Source organism: Escherichia sp. TC-EC600-tetX4 (assembly GCF_019356055.1).
GTDB lineage: Bacteria > Pseudomonadota > Gammaproteobacteria > Enterobacterales > Enterobacteriaceae.
On record NZ_CP079924.1, the window covers coordinates 504,344 to 519,422 of the forward strand.

Sequence of the window (15,079 nt, forward strand, 5' to 3'; positions counted from 1 at the left end):
TAAATGATAGTCGGGGAGGGAGAGAAGAGGAGGGCGCAATGGCTGCGCCCGAAAAATAAATTAGTCGCGCTTCGCGCCAGTACGCAGCAGGCCGGATGCGCCTTCAGAATAGTCGCGAGGCATCTGCACCGGTGCCTGATCGTTGCTGGCTTCAGACTCTGCCAGACGATTACGGAACGGGTTTGCTTCAGCAGACAGTTCCGGCAGCAGGCTGCTGGAGCTTTTTGCCATGTGCTGATACAGCTGGCGATAGTCGTGCGCCATGGTATCCAGTAATTCCGCGCTGCGGGCAAAGTGGCTAACCAGCTCTTCGCGATACTCGTCCAGTTCAGCTTTATTCTTTTCCAGTTCGTACTGCAACGCCTGTTGCTGGCGTAGTTTACGATTACCAAAACGCATGGCCACAGCACCAATAATGATGCCGACGACTAACCCAATTAGCGCATATTCCCAGGTCATGAACATCTCCCGTTGTCTTTTGTTTCCGTAGGGTGTTGGCTTCAGGCTCCATGCCTGCGGCTGATTATGCCACTATAACCGTTAATTCCACAGAAGTGGAATCCCGACTGCATATCGCGTAGTGTAGAACGGCCTTTTTTTCGTCAACCGTGAACAACGGCGCACCGATTATTCAAGGAATAACAATAAGATCATGCAAAGCGTTACCCCAACATCGCAATACCTGAAGGCGCTTAATGAAGGCAGCCATCAACCCGACGACGTTCAAAAAGAGGCCGTCAGCCGCCTGGAAATTATTTATCAGGAACTCATCAATAGCACGCCACCAGCCCCCAGGACGAGTGGGCTAATGGCGCGGGTCGGTAAGCTGTGGGGTAAACGCGAAGACACAAAGCATACGCCAGTGCGTGGCTTATATATGTGGGGCGGTGTAGGACGCGGGAAAACCTGGCTGATGGACCTTTTCTATCAAAGCCTGCCGGGAGAGCGGAAACAGCGCCTGCACTTTCACCGTTTTATGCTGCGGGTGCATGAAGAGCTAACTGCCTTACAGGGGCAGACCGATCCGCTGGAAATTATTGCCGATCGCTTTAAAGCCGAAACTGACGTGCTCTGTTTTGACGAATTTTTTGTTTCTGATATTACCGATGCCATGCTACTTGGCGGTCTGATGAAAGCCCTGTTCGCTCGCGGTATTACCCTGGTAGCGACGTCAAATATTCCGCCGGATGAACTTTATCGAAATGGCCTGCAACGTGCGCGTTTTCTGCCTGCAATCGATGCCATTAAACAGCATTGTGATGTAATGAACGTGGACGCTGGTGTTGATTATCGTCTGCGTACACTCACTCAGGCGCATCTGTGGCTTTCGCCACTTCACGATGAAACCCGGGCGCAAATGGATAAACTATGGTTGGCGCTGGCGGGGGGGAAACGAGAAAATTCACCGACGTTAGAAATCAACCATCGGCCATTAGCAACAATGGGCGTCGAGAACCAGACGCTGGCGGTCTCTTTTACTACGCTGTGCGTCGACGCCCGCAGTCAGCATGACTATATTGCGCTCTCACGTCTCTTTCATACGGTCATGTTGTTTGATGTACCAGTTATGACGCGGTTGATGGAGAGCGAAGCGCGGCGCTTTATTGCGCTGGTGGATGAGTTTTACGAGCGCCATGTCAAATTAGTGGTGAGTGCAGAAGTGCCGCTGTATGAAATTTATCAGGGCGATCGGCTGAAGTTTGAGTTCCAGCGTTGCCTGTCACGTCTGCAAGAGATGCAAAGCGAAGAGTATCTGAAGCGCGAGCATTTGGCGGGTTAAAACCTGTCACAAATCACAAAAAGGGGTCGATCTTTGACCCCGACTTCTCTATAATCCTGCGACCCCACGTTACAAGAAAGTTTTTTTCCCAAAACTTTTTGTGTGCTGGCATAGGCTATTCGAAGGGGTAGGTTTGCCGGACTTTGTCGTGTGAACCTCAACAATTGAAGACGTTTGGGTGTTCACCAACGTGTAACTATTTATTGGGTAAGCTTTTAATGAAAACTTTTACAGCTAAACCAGAAACCGTAAAACGCGACTGGTATGTTGTTGACGCGACCGGTAAAACTCTGGGCCGTCTGGCTACTGAACTGGCTCGTCGCCTGCGCGGTAAGCACAAAGCGGAATACACTCCGCACGTAGATACCGGTGATTACATCATCGTTCTGAACGCTGACAAAGTTGCTGTAACCGGCAACAAGCGTACTGACAAAGTGTACTATCACCACACCGGCCACATCGGTGGTATCAAACAAGCGACCTTTGAAGAGATGATTGCTCGCCGTCCTGAGCGTGTGATTGAAATCGCGGTTAAAGGCATGTTGCCAAAAGGCCCGCTGGGTCGTGCTATGTTCCGTAAACTGAAAGTTTACGCGGGTAACGAGCACAACCACGCGGCACAGCAACCGCAAGTTCTTGACATCTAATCGGGATTATAGGCAATGGCTGAAAATCAATACTACGGCACTGGTCGCCGCAAAAGTTCCGCAGCTCGCGTTTTCATCAAACCGGGCAACGGTAAAATCGTAATCAACCAACGTTCTCTGGAACAGTACTTCGGTCGTGAAACTGCCCGCATGGTAGTTCGTCAGCCGCTGGAACTGGTCGACATGGTTGAGAAACTGGACCTGTACATCACCGTTAAAGGTGGTGGTATCTCTGGTCAGGCTGGTGCGATCCGTCACGGTATCACCCGCGCTCTGATGGAATACGACGAGTCCCTGCGTTCTGAACTGCGTAAAGCTGGCTTCGTTACTCGTGACGCTCGTCAGGTTGAACGTAAGAAAGTCGGTCTGCGTAAAGCACGTCGTCGTCCGCAGTTCTCCAAACGTTAATTGGCTTCTGCTCCGGCAGAAAACAATTTTCGAAAAAACCCGCTTCGGCGGGTTTTTTTATAGCTAAAATCTGAATCAGCGTAAAAACTGGAAAGTTGCTTTTTGCTGCCACCTGACAGACAGGTAAAACAAAAACCACATCGCCAATAAGGGACTAAGTCAACTATTTCAGACTAAAGCGCATCTCTTTTTCCCCATTTCCGGCATCGACTCACCACAATGGTCGCAAAATCTGGTAAACTATCATCCAATTTTCTGCCCAAATGTCGGGTATTGCTCATTTTTTGTTTGATTTTCGAACAAAGAGAGTCGTTCCTTATTGGGTAACACAACTTCTGACTGGCCACCTGGTGGCTGGTAGCAGTAAAAATTCTGACTATACCTGGAGGTTTTCATGGCTGTCGCTGCCAACAAACGTTCGGTAATGACGCTGTTTTCCGGTCCTACTGACATCTATAGCCATCAGGTCCGCATTGTGCTGGCTGAGAAAGGTGTAAGTTTCGAGATCGAACACGTGGAAAAGGACAATCCGCCTCAGGATCTGATTGACCTCAACCCGAATCAGAGCGTTCCGACCCTGGTGGATCGTGAGCTGACCCTGTGGGAATCTCGCATCATTATGGAATATCTGGATGAGCGTTTCCCGCATCCGCCACTGATGCCTGTTTACCCGGTAGCTCGCGGTGAAAGCCGTCTGTACATGCATCGCATCGAAAAAGACTGGTACACGCTGATGAACACCATCATCAACGGTTCAGCTTCTGAAGCAGATGCCGCACGTAAGCAACTGCGCGAAGAACTGCTGGCGATTGCGCCGGTCTTCGGTCAGAAGCCGTACTTCCTGAGCGATGAGTTCAGCCTGGTCGATTGCTATCTTGCTCCGCTGCTGTGGCGTCTGCCGCAACTGGGCATCGAGTTCAGCGGCCCGGGTGCGAAAGAGCTGAAAGGCTATATGACCCGCGTCTTTGAGCGTGACTCTTTCCTTGCTTCTTTAACTGAAGCAGAACGTGAAATGCGTCTGGGCCGGAGTTAATCTGTATGGATTTGTCACAGCTAACACCACGTCGTCCCTATCTGCTGCGTGCATTCTATGAGTGGTTGCTGGATAACCAGCTCACGCCGCACCTGGTGGTGGATGTGACGCTCCCTGGCGTGCAGGTTCCTATGGAATATGCGCGTGACGGGCAAATCGTACTCAACATTGCGCCGCGTGCTGTCGGCAATCTGGAACTGGCGAATGATGAGGTGCGCTTTAACGCGCGCTTTGGTGGCATTCCGCGTCAGGTTTCTGTGCCGCTGGCTGCCGTGCTGGCTATCTACGCCCGTGAAAATGGCGCAGGCACGATGTTTGAGCCTGAAGCTGCCTACGATGAAGATACCAGCATCATGAATGATGAAGAGGCATCGGCAGACAACGAAACCGTTATGTCGGTTATTGATGGCGACAAGCCAGATCACGATGATGACACTCATCCTGACGATGAACCTCCGCAGCCACCACGCGGTGGTCGACCGGCATTACGCGTTGTGAAGTAATACAAAACAGGCCCAGGCGGCCTGTTTTGTCTTTTTAATGACTTAATAAAATAGCGTGATTGTGGCAATCATATTCACCACGAAACCGACTGCCATGGGGATCGCTGTCCGCTTCACCACCGCAAAAGGCGAAACGCCTGCAATTCCTGACGTAACGACCACCACCGCAGTAATCGGCGAAACCGCGCGCGCTAGCGTCGTGGCAAAATGCATCGGCATAATCATTACAACCGCTGGTACATGTAGTCCGGCTGCGATATTCGGAATAAGACTGGCAAATGACATAAACGGCGCATTGCCAGAGCCCATCACAATGGCACAAATGGCAATGACCAGCGCCATAATAATCATCACGCCAATACCGCCCAGACCAGAATGCTCCGCCCCCCTGATAACCGCATCGACAGTGCCAATCGTCGTTAAGCCTTTCGCAAATATTTCACCCGCGACCACCAGCGTTACCACGTTGGCAAACTGCGTACCCATGCCGTCAAAAAACGCCTGCACATCGTCCATTGTTTCGCGCAAGTTATGCTTGCGGAAGAACTCAACAAACATCGTCACAGTCAAACTCAGTAACATCACCACCACCAGATGCAGTTCTGACTGCATCAGCCCGACGTGGGCGAGGAACAGCGAGCCGAGCATCAGGATTAACGGCATCACAGGTAAAATGGCGTAATAGAGCGGCGGGACATTATCGAGAGCTTTTTGCTCTGCCTGTTCGTGATTGATATTTTTATCTTTTTTGTCAAAAGCGCGTTGCACGAAAAAGTGGGAGATCGCCACCGAGATAATGACGCAAGAGGCGACCGGAAGCTGGTAGTGGAAGAAGTATGTGGCAATTTTCATTCCCGCTACCTGGGCAGCAAAAATGGAGTTCGTTTCCAGAATCCCCCACTCAATGGACATCGTGGTTGCGATAACTGCCACCGCAGAGAGACGACTTACTCCCAGACTCACCAGCGTCGGAAATAAGGTGACCATCAGCAACATACCCAGACCGGAGGCGCTGGTAATAAACTGCGCCATGATTTGGCCGATGACGTAAGTTGCCGACAGAATAATATACGGCGAGCGAATGAGTTTTAACGGGCGGCTTAACAAGCTCACCATCGCGCGACTGGCCCCTATGCGCTCCATGTAGCGGGCATAACCGCCCACCGCCATAATCGACAGCCCCAATCCGGCAATGCGGTTGGACAGCATGCGCAGGATTTCATTATAAATATCGACGATCAAGTAGCCGCTGCTTTTGGTGGGATCGAGTACACCACCGAACCCTAACCAGACACCGCACATCATCAGGAAGATACCTGCGGCAGCCAGCACCACCTGAGGTTTGTAGTTTTTCAGGATCAAATAGCCCATCGTAATTAATACGATGACAGATATAATTATGCCGAACATTGTTGAACTCCGTGTCAAAAGAAAACGGTCAATCCCATAAACGGCAGATTGAAAACAACGATGTTATATTTTTTGCAAGGCTATTTATGGTGCGGATGTCGTGTTTTTAATTGTAGGTGAGGTGATTTTTCATTAAAAAATATGCGCTTATGATTATTTTGTAAGAACACATTCATAATATTCATAATGCTCGTGAATAGTCTTATAAATAATTCAAACGGGATGTTTTTATCTGCGTTACATTAATTTTTCGCAATAGTTAATTATTCCGTTAATTATGGTAATGATGAGGCACAAAGAGAAAACCCTGCCATTTTCCCCTACTTTCAATCCTGTGATAGGATGTCACTGATGATGTTAATCACACTGACCTTACAGAATGGGCCTTATGAACGCATTTGATTCGCAAACCGAAGATTCTTCACCTGCAATTGGTCGCAACTTGCGTAGCCGCCCGCTGGCGCGTAAAAAACTCTCCGAAATGGTGGAAGAAGAGCTGGAACAGATGATCCGCCGTCGTGAATTTGGCGAAGGTGAACAATTACCGTCTGAACGCGAACTGATGGCGTTCTTTAACGTCGGGCGTCCTTCGGTGCGTGAAGCGCTGGCAGCGTTAAAACGCAAAGGTCTGGTGCAAATAAACAACGGCGAACGCGCTCGCGTCTCGCGTCCTTCTGCGGACACTATCATCGGTGAGCTTTCCGGCATGGCGAAAGATTTCCTTTCTCATCCCGGTGGGATTGCCCATTTCGAACAATTACGTCTGTTCTTTGAATCCAGTCTGGTGCGCTATGCGGCTGAACATGCCACCGATGAGCAAATCGATTTGCTGGCAAAAGCACTGGAAATCAACAGTCAGTCGCTGGATAACAACGCGGCATTCATTCGTTCAGACGTTGATTTCCACCGCGTGCTGGCGGAGATCCCCGGTAACCCAATCTTCATGGCGATCCACGTTGCCCTGCTCGACTGGCTTATTGCCGCACGCCCAACGGTTACCGATCAGGCACTGCACGAACATAACAACGTTAGTTATCAACAGCATATTGCGATCGTTGATGCGATCCGCCGTCATGATCCTGACGAAGCCGATCGTGCGTTGCAATCGCATCTCAACAGCGTCTCTGCTACCTGGCACGCTTTCGGTCAGACCACCAACAAAAAGAAATAATGCCACTTTAGTGAAGCAGATCGCATTATAAGCTTTCTGTATGGGGTGTTGCTTAATTGATCTGGTATAACAGGTATAAAGGTATATCGTTTATCAGACAAGCATCACTTCAGAGGTATTTATGGCAACGAATTTACGTGGCGTAATGGCTGCACTCCTGACTCCTTTTGACCAACAACAAGCACTGGATAAAGCGAGTCTGCGTCGCCTGGTTCAGTTCAATATTCAGCAGGGCATCGACGGTTTATACGTGGGTGGTTCGACCGGCGAGGCCTTTGTACAAAGCCTTTCCGAGCGTGAACAGGTACTGGAAATCGTCGCCGAAGAGGCGAAAGGTAAGATTAAACTCATCGCCCACGTCGGTTGCGTCAGCACCGCCGAAAGCCAACAACTTGCGGCATCGGCTAAACGTTATGGCTTCGATGCCGTCTCCGCCGTCACGCCGTTCTACTATCCTTTCAGCTTTGAAGAACACTGCGATCACTATCGGGCAATTATTGATTCGGCGGATGGTTTGCCGATGGTGGTGTACAACATTCCAGCCCTGAGTGGGGTAAAACTGACCCTGGATCAGATCAACACACTTGTTACATTGCCTGGCGTAGGTGCGCTGAAACAGACCTCTGGCGATCTCTATCAGATGGAGCAGATCCGTCGTGAACATCCTGATCTTGTGCTCTATAACGGTTACGACGAAATCTTCGCCTCTGGTCTGCTGGCGGGCGCTGATGGTGGTATCGGCAGTACCTACAACATCATGGGCTGGCGCTATCAGGGGATCGTTAAGGCGCTGAAAGAAGGCGATATCCAGACCGCGCAGAAACTGCAAACTGAATGCAATAAAGTCATTGATTTACTGATCAAAACGGGCGTATTCCGCGGCCTGAAAACTGTCCTCCATTATATGGATGTCGTTTCTGTGCCGCTGTGCCGCAAACCGTTTGGACCGGTAGATGAAAAATATCTGCCAGAACTGAAGGCGCTGGCCCAGCAGTTGATGCAAGAGCGCGGGTGAGTTGTTTCCCCTCGCTCGCCCCTACCGGGTGAGGGGAAATAAACGCATCTGTACCCTACAATTTTCATACCAAAGCGTGTGGGCATCGCCCACCGCGGGAGACTCACAATGAGTACTACAACCCAGAATATCCCGTGGTATCGCCATCTCAACCGTGCACAATGGCGCGCATTTTCCGCTGCCTGGTTGGGATATCTGCTTGACGGTTTTGATTTCGTTTTAATCGCCCTGGTACTCACCGAAGTACAAGGTGAATTCGGGCTGACGACGGTGCAGGCGGCAAGTCTGATCTCTGCAGCCTTTATCTCTCGCTGGTTCGGCGGCCTGATGCTCGGCGCTATGGGTGACCGCTACGGGCGTCGTCTGGCAATGGTCACCAGCATCGTTCTCTTCTCGGCCGGGACGCTGGCCTGCGGCTTTGCGCCAGGCTACATCACCATGTTTATCGCTCGTCTGGTCATCGGCATGGGGATGGCGGGTGAATACGGTTCCAGCGCCACCTATGTCATTGAAAGCTGGCCAAAACATCTGCGTAACAAAGCCAGTGGTTTTTTGATTTCAGGCTTCTCTGTGGGGGCCGTCGTTGCCGCTCAGGTCTATAGCCTGGTGGTTCCGGTCTGGGGCTGGCGTGCGCTGTTCTTTATCGGCATTTTGCCAATCATCTTTGCTCTCTGGCTGCGTAAAAACATCCCGGAAGCGGAAGACTGGAAAGAGAAACACGCAGGTAAAGCACCAGTACGCACAATGGTGGATATTCTCTACCGTGGTGAACATCGCATTGCCAATATCGTAATGACACTGGCGGCGGCTACTGCGCTGTGGTTCTGCTTCGCCGGTAACCTGCAAAATGCCGCGATCGTCGCTGTTCTTGGGCTGTTATGCGCCGCAATCTTTATCAGCTTTATGGTGCAGAGTGCAGGCAAACGCTGGCCAACGGGCGTAATGCTGATGGTGGTCGTGTTGTTTGCTTTCCTCTACTCATGGCCGATTCAGGCGCTGCTGCCAACGTATCTGAAAACCGATCTGGCTTATAACCCGCATACTGTAGCCAATGTGCTGTTCTTTAGTGGCTTTGGCGCGGCGGTGGGATGCTGCGTAGGTGGCTTCCTCGGTGACTGGCTGGGAACCCGCAAAGCGTACGTTTGTAGCCTGCTGGCCTCGCAGCTGCTGATTATTCCGGTATTTGCGATTGGCGGCGCAAACGTCTGGGTGCTCGGTCTGTTACTGTTCTTCCAGCAAATGCTTGGACAAGGGATCGCCGGGATCTTACCAAAACTGATTGGCGGTTATTTCGATACCGACCAGCGTGCAGCGGGCCTGGGCTTTACCTACAACGTTGGCGCATTGGGCGGTGCACTGGCCCCAATCATCGGCGCGTTGATCGCTCAACGTCTGGATCTGGGTACTGCGCTGGCATCGCTCTCGTTCAGTCTGACGTTCGTGGTGATCCTGCTGATTGGGCTGGATATGCCTTCTCGCGTTCAGCGTTGGTTGCGCCCGGAAGCGTTGCGTACTCATGACGCTATCGACGGTAAACCATTCAGCGGTGCCGTGCCGTTTGGCAGCGCCAAAAACGATTTAGTCAAAACCAAAAGTTAATCCTGTTGCCCGGTCTATGTACCGGGCCTTTCGCTAAGGGAAGATGTATGTCGTTACTTGCACAACTGGATCAAAAAATCGCTGCTAACGGTGGCCTGATTGTCTCCTGCCAGCCGGTTCCGGACAGCCCGCTCGATAAACCCGAAATCGTCGCCGCCATGGCATTAGCGGCAGAACAGGCGGGCGCGGTTGCCATTCGCATTGAAGGTGTGGCAAATCTGCAAGCCACGCGTGCGGTGGTGAGCGTGCCGATTATTGGAATTGTGAAACGCGATCTGGAGGATTCTCCGGTACGCATCACGGCCTATATTGAAGATGTTGATGCGCTGGCGCAGGCGGGCGCGGACATTATCGCCATTGACGGCACCGACCGCCCGCGTCCGGTGCCTGTTGAAACGCTGCTGGCACGTATTCACCATCACGGTTTACTGGCGATGACCGACTGCTCAACGCCGGAAGACGGCCTGGCATGCCAAAAGCTGGGAGCCGAAATTATTGGCACTACGCTTTCTGGCTATACCACGCCTGAAACGCCAGAAGAGCCGGATCTGGCGCTGGTGAAAACGTTGAGCGACGCCGGATGTCGGGTGATTGCCGAAGGGCGTTACAACACGCCTGCTCAGGCGGCGGATGCGATGCGCCACGGCGCGTGGGCGGTGACGGTCGGTTCTGCAATCACGCGTCTTGAGCACATTTGTCAGTGGTACAACACAGCGATGAAAAAGGCGGTGCTATGACCACACTGGCGATTGATATCGGCGGTACTAAACTTGCCGCCGCGCTGATTGGCGCTGACGGGCAGATCCGCGATCGTCGTGAACTTCCTACGCCAGCCAGCCAGACACCAGAAGCCTTGCGTGATGCCTTATCCGCATTAGTCTCTCCGTTGCAAGCTCATGCGCAGCGGGTTGCCATCGCTTCGACCGGGATAATCCGTGACGGCAGCTTGCTGGCGCTTAATCCGCATAATCTTGGTGGATTGCTACACTTTCCGTTAGTCAAAACGCTGGAACAACTTACCAATTTGCCGACCATTGCCATTAACGACGCGCAGGCCGCAGCATGGGCGGAGTTTCAGGCGCTGGATGGCGATATAACCGATATGGTCTTTATCACCGTTTCCACCGGCGTTGGCGGCGGTGTAGTGAGCGGCTGCAAACTGCTTACCGGCCCTGGCGGTCTGGCGGGGCATATCGGGCATACGCTTGCCGATCCACACGGCCCAGTCTGCGGCTGTGGACGCACAGGTTGCGTGGAAGCGATTGCTTCTGGTCGCGGCATTGCAGCGGCAGCGCAGGGGGAGTTGGCTGGCGCGGATGCGAAAACTATTTTCACGCGCGCCGGGCAGGGTGACGAGCAGGCGCAGCAGCTGATTCACCGCTCCGCACGTACGCTTGCAAGGCTGATCGCTGATATTAAAGCCACAACTGATTGCCAGTGCGTGGTGGTCGGTGGCAGCGTTGGTCTGGCAGAAGGGTATCTGGCGCTGGTGGAAACGTATCTGGCGCAGGAGCCAGCGGCATTTCATGTTGATTTACTGGCGGCGCATTACCGCCATGATGCAGGTTTACTTGGGGCTGCGCTGTTGGCCCAGGGAGAAAAATTATGATGATGGGTGAAGTACAGTCATTACCGTCTGCTGGGTTACATCCTGCGTTACAGGACGCGTTAACGCTGGCATTAGCTGCCAGACCGCAAGAAAAAGCGCCGGGTCGTTACGAATTACAGGGCGACAATATCTTTATGAATGTCATGACGTTTAACACTCAATCGCCCGTCGAGAAAAAAGCGGAATTGCACGAGCAATACATTGATATCCAGCTGTTATTAAACGGTGAGGAACGGATTCTGTTTGGCATGGCAGGCACTGCGCGTCAGTGTGAAGAGTTCCACCATGAGGATGATTATCAGCTTTGCAGCACCATTGATAACGAGCAAGCCATCATCTTAAAACCGGGAATGTTCGCCGTGTTTATGCCAGGTGAACCGCATAAACCAGGATGCGTTGTCGGCGAGCCTGGAGAGATTAAAAAGGTTGTGGTGAAGGTTAAGGCTGATTTAATGGCTTAAAACTTAGTTCGTTTTAAAGATTCTGCAGACACTGTCTGCAGAATTCGAAACCGCTGAAATTAACGGCGTCTATAGCCTTCCTCTAGCACCGCCTGTGTTCGAACGAGTTCATCTGCGAGTCGTTTCTCATCAGGTAGTTGCATCTTATATTCGCTTGCCAGAACGGTGTTAGGCAAACCTGCCAGAGCATAATGCGCTTCTCCGGCTCCTTTCTCTGCACAGAGAACCAGACCGATGGGCGGATTTTCATCCGGTAGCGTCCAGTGCTCTTTGGCGTAGTTGAGATACATATTCATCTGTCCGGCATCGCTATAGCTGAATTTGCCCACTTTTAGATCGACGATTAGCAGGCAGCGTAAACGGCGGTGGAAAAACAGCAGATCGACACGAAACCAGTTGTCATCAATGCGTAACCTTCGCTGCCGACCAACAAAGGCAAAATCATCCCCAAGTTCCAGCATGAAATCCATCAGGTGGTTGATCAGCGCCTCCTCAAAATCGGATTCTGAATATTCATCTTTCAATTCCAGAAATTCGAGCACAAAGGGATCGCGTATCGCCTGTTGCGGAAGAATATGCGTCTCGGCAGGAGCGTGTTGTTGCAGCATGGCTGATTTGTCATGTGACAGTAGTGTCCGCTCATAAAACTGGGTCGCAATTTGCCGCTCTAGCTGGCGAACAGACCAGCCACAGCGGAGCGTCTCTTTTTCATAAAAGCTGCGGGCGTCAGCGTTTTTAACGGAAAGTAAACGGACGTAGGTGGACCTGGGCAAGGGGAAAGATTTGGCAGACAGCGTCTGCCAAATCTTTGCCGATGGGAATTCTGCAGACGGTGTCTGCGGAATTCCCAATGGTGTTAATTCGCCAGACATTGTCTGGTGAATTTCAACATGTTGAAAAAAGAGGTAAAAAAGCCTCATTTGGCGTAAGTTTTTTGCAGAGAACCCACGCTTATACCTTAGACATAAATCCTTTGATAGTCGCTTGATTAGCTGCGCACCATACGCAGCCCTGGCCTCGCCACCTTGTTCAAATTCGACAATTCGTCGGCCAATTTCCTGGTACGTCGCGGTCATTAACGCGTTAACGCTACGTACCGTTTCCGTCCGGGCGCTATCGACCAGATGAATAATACCGTCGTGGATTTGCTGGTAGCCTGCTGTGGTTCCTTCTGAGAGCGATTCCATTATCTGTCCCTTTATATGGAGCTAAGTTGAATAATGGAATGAGCTATACTCTGGGGGGTGAGCACTGAACAATTAAGAACAGCGTATTACATTTACTTTCCCCAAGATATGCGAAGAGCTTTCCTGAAACATTAACCGATCGTATAAAACGAATGCCTGATAGTACTCCTGTCCGGCATTGTTATCACAAGTAGACTACGCTTATCACAGCTTTCCCATCAAGTTCGATTTTTTCTGAACCGCCTAAATCATTCGCGATAGATGCGCTCACCTGAAGCGGTATAATGGCGTTCGTTACAGGAGTTGGGGTTGTTTCACCTGGTTTTACAAAGGTGTAATAATAGCTTTGATCGACTGCAAGCGGATAAGCGGTGAGCGTTTGCCATGCTCTTTTTTGCCCTGTTATGACGGCATCTGCACCTGCTATTGATACAGCTAACGTCTGGCTACCATTGCTGGCACTAATGTTGTTGCTATCAATTAACACGGCATAACTACCGATATTTTTATTATCTTTTGTTTTCCCTAAGCCGAATAAGCGCGTTGTCTGGCTAATATAACCTCCGCCATTTAAGGTATATTTTACACCACTCTGACCCCCACTATCTTTTCCGGTGGTCATACTATCCATTCGTGTATCACGAGCGGTAATCGCAATGCCGGTAGCGGATTCGCAAGTTATAGTCATATTAATATTACGTGTTCCAATCTGTGTGTAGTGCTGCGTTGAAAGTCTATTGACTGAATGACTACCGAAGTTAACAACTCCGCCGTTGCTTAGTATTGGAGTACAAGCTGCAGCTTCCAGAGTCACCTTAACGTCAATTGATACTCTATCAGCGGCTTGCGCTGACATGGCAAAAAAGGCACTTCCGGCAATCAGTAATTTTACATTGTTCATTTTGCCTCCACCAGGACCGTCAGATTGCCTGTAATATCTGTCATGTCGGTTAGTTCCCCTTCATCCTTAAAAGCTGGAGCCATTGTCAGTGTGAGGCTAACGCTTTTACCGCTATCAATTACCACTTCTTGACCATTTTGCATAAACACCAGCCAATTATTGGGGGAAGTACTAAGGAAGGTGCGAACAAGTCCCTGATATGAGATCATGTTTGTCATCTGGAGCCATAGAACAGGGTTCATCATGAGTCATCAACTTACCTTCGCCGACAGTGAATTCAGCAGTAAGCGCCGTCAGACCAGAAAAGAGATTTTCTTGTCCCGCATGGAGCAGATTCTGCCATGGCAAAACATGGTGGAAGTCATCGAGCCGTTTTACCCCAAGGCTGGTAATGGCCGGCGACCTTATCCGCTGGAAACCATGCTACGCATTCACTGCATGCAGCATTGGTACAACCTGAGCGATGGCGCGATGGAAGATGCTCTGTACGAAATCGCCTCCATGCGTCTGTTTGCCCGGTTATCCCTGGATAGCGCCTTGCCGGACCGCACCACCATCATGAATTTCCGCCACCTGCTGGAGCAGCATCAACTGGCCCGCCAATTGTTCAAGACCATCAATCGCTGGCTGGCCGAAGCAGGCGTCATGATGACTCAAGGCACCTTGGTCGATGCCACCATCATTGAGGCACCCAGCTCGACCAAGAACAAAGAGCAGCAACGCGATCCGGAGATGCATCAGACCAAGAAAGGCAATCAGTGGCACTTTGGCATGAAGGCCCACATTGGTGTCGATGCCAAGAGTGGCCTGACCCACAGCCTGGTCACCACCGCGGCCAACGAGCATGACCTCAATCAGCTGGGTAATCTGCTGCATGGAGAGGAGCAATTTGTCTCAGCCGATGCCGGCTACCAAGGGGCGCCACAGCGCGAGGAGCTGGCCGAGGTGGATGTGGACTGGCTGATCGCCGAGCGCCCCGGCAAGGTAAGAACCTTGAAACAGCATCCACGCAAGAACAAAACGGCCATCAACATCGAATACATGAAAGCCAGCATCCGGGCCAGGGTGGAGCACCCATTTCGCATCATCAAGCGACAGTTCGGCTTCGTGAAAGCCAGATACAAGGGGTTGCTGAAAAACGATAACCAACTGGCGATGTTATTCACGCTGGCCAACCTGTTTCGGGCGGACCAAATGATACGTCAGTGGGAGAGATCTCACTAAAAACTGGGGATAACGCCTTAAATGGCGAAGAAACGGTCTAAATAGGCTGATTCAAGGCATTTACGGGAGAAAAAATCGGCTCAAACATGAAGAAATGAAATGACTGAGTCAGCCGAGAAGAATTTCCCCGC

The 15,079-nt window shown here is 51.2% G+C and carries 16 protein-coding genes and 1 pseudogene; 12 read left to right on the forward strand and 5 right to left on the reverse strand.

The features are described 5' to 3' along the window. Positions 1 to 60: 60 nt before the first annotated feature. Positions 61 to 459, reverse strand: coding sequence for a Z-ring associated protein ZapG (gene zapG, locus KXD89_RS02420; RefSeq protein WP_001295270.1), 399 nt, complete (start codon positions 457 to 459; stop codon positions 61 to 63). A gap of 193 nt (positions 460 to 652) precedes the next feature. Between zapG and zapE the strand changes: the two genes are divergently transcribed. From zapE to sspB, 5 genes are all read left to right on the forward strand, one after another. After that, positions 653 to 1,780, forward strand: coding sequence for a cell division protein ZapE (gene zapE / locus KXD89_RS02425; RefSeq protein WP_001192332.1), 1,128 nt, complete (start codon positions 653 to 655; stop codon positions 1,778 to 1,780). A 218-nt stretch (positions 1,781 to 1,998) separates the two neighbouring features. Continuing rightward, positions 1,999 to 2,427: a 50S ribosomal protein L13 gene (rplM, locus tag KXD89_RS02430; protein WP_000847559.1), complete on the forward strand. Its 429-nt coding sequence runs from the start codon at positions 1,999 to 2,001 to the stop codon at positions 2,425 to 2,427. Between the two features lie 15 nt (positions 2,428 to 2,442). Beyond that, entirely contained in the window at positions 2,443 to 2,835 is a 393-nt protein-coding gene (gene rpsI, locus KXD89_RS02435; protein ID WP_000829818.1) for a 30S ribosomal protein S9, read from the forward strand. A 394-nt stretch (positions 2,836 to 3,229) separates the two neighbouring features. Next, a complete protein-coding gene (sspA, locus tag KXD89_RS02440) occupies positions 3,230 to 3,868 on the forward strand; it encodes a stringent starvation protein SspA (RefSeq protein ID WP_000257293.1) in 639 nt (212 codons plus the stop codon). Positions 3,869 to 3,873: 5 nt separating this feature from the next. Further along, positions 3,874 to 4,371, forward strand: coding sequence for a ClpXP protease specificity-enhancing factor (sspB, locus tag KXD89_RS02445; protein ID WP_000366129.1), 498 nt, complete (start codon positions 3,874 to 3,876; stop codon positions 4,369 to 4,371). Between the two features lie 42 nt (positions 4,372 to 4,413). Here sspB and dcuC read toward each other — a convergent pair whose 3' ends face one another. Next, positions 4,414 to 5,781: an anaerobic C4-dicarboxylate transporter DcuC gene (gene dcuC, locus KXD89_RS02450; protein WP_000467018.1), complete on the reverse strand. Its 1,368-nt coding sequence runs from the start codon at positions 5,779 to 5,781 to the stop codon at positions 4,414 to 4,416. A 379-nt stretch (positions 5,782 to 6,160) separates the two neighbouring features. Between dcuC and nanR the strand changes: the two genes are divergently transcribed. From nanR to nanQ, 6 genes are all read left to right on the forward strand, one after another. Further along, the gene (nanR, locus tag KXD89_RS02455) at positions 6,161 to 6,952 is read left to right on the forward strand and encodes a transcriptional regulator NanR (protein ID WP_000523845.1); all 792 of its coding nucleotides are present in this window, start codon (positions 6,161 to 6,163) and stop codon (positions 6,950 to 6,952) included. A gap of 121 nt (positions 6,953 to 7,073) precedes the next feature. Continuing rightward, positions 7,074 to 7,967, forward strand: coding sequence for an N-acetylneuraminate lyase (nanA, locus tag KXD89_RS02460; protein WP_000224714.1), 894 nt, complete (start codon positions 7,074 to 7,076; stop codon positions 7,965 to 7,967). Positions 7,968 to 8,075: 108 nt separating this feature from the next. After that, positions 8,076 to 9,566, forward strand: a complete 1,491-nt coding sequence (gene nanT, locus KXD89_RS02465; protein WP_000108454.1) for a sialic acid transporter NanT — start codon at positions 8,076 to 8,078, stop codon at positions 9,564 to 9,566. Between the two features lie 47 nt (positions 9,567 to 9,613). Next, entirely contained in the window at positions 9,614 to 10,303 is a 690-nt protein-coding gene (locus tag KXD89_RS02470; RefSeq protein WP_000054239.1) for an N-acetylmannosamine-6-phosphate 2-epimerase, read from the forward strand. Further along, complete coding sequence (gene nanK / locus KXD89_RS02475) at positions 10,300 to 11,175, forward strand: N-acetylmannosamine kinase (RefSeq protein WP_000209011.1); 876 nt, start codon at positions 10,300 to 10,302, stop codon at positions 11,173 to 11,175. Before KXD89_RS02470 ends, nanK begins: the two co-directional genes overlap by 4 nt. After that, entirely contained in the window at positions 11,172 to 11,636 is a 465-nt protein-coding gene (nanQ, locus tag KXD89_RS02480) for an N-acetylneuraminate anomerase (RefSeq protein WP_000979882.1), read from the forward strand. The genes nanK and nanQ overlap by 4 nt, the downstream gene beginning before the upstream one ends. A gap of 59 nt (positions 11,637 to 11,695) precedes the next feature. On the opposite strand, the gene KXD89_RS02485 is transcribed toward nanQ, so the two are convergent. The 3 genes and pseudogenes from KXD89_RS02485 to KXD89_RS02495 all read right to left on the reverse strand — a co-directional run. Continuing rightward, on the reverse strand, positions 11,696 to 12,823 hold the full coding sequence (locus KXD89_RS02485; protein WP_000445111.1) for a YhcG family protein: 1,128 nt from the start codon (positions 12,821 to 12,823) through the stop codon (positions 11,696 to 11,698). A gap of 184 nt (positions 12,824 to 13,007) precedes the next feature. Further along, positions 13,008 to 13,724, reverse strand: a complete 717-nt coding sequence (locus KXD89_RS02490; RefSeq protein ID WP_001067008.1) for a DUF1120 domain-containing protein — start codon at positions 13,722 to 13,724, stop codon at positions 13,008 to 13,010. Beyond that, a pseudogene (locus KXD89_RS02495) lies at positions 13,721 to 13,900 on the reverse strand (YhcE family protein); the annotation flags it as partial. The gene KXD89_RS02490 and the pseudogene KXD89_RS02495, both read right to left, overlap by 4 nt. A gap of 67 nt (positions 13,901 to 13,967) precedes the next feature. Between KXD89_RS02495 and KXD89_RS02500 the strand changes: the two are divergent. Beyond that, on the forward strand, positions 13,968 to 14,948 hold the full coding sequence (locus KXD89_RS02500) for an IS5-like element IS5 family transposase (RefSeq protein WP_000019403.1): 981 nt from the start codon (positions 13,968 to 13,970) through the stop codon (positions 14,946 to 14,948). Positions 14,949 to 15,079 lie beyond the last annotated feature (131 nt).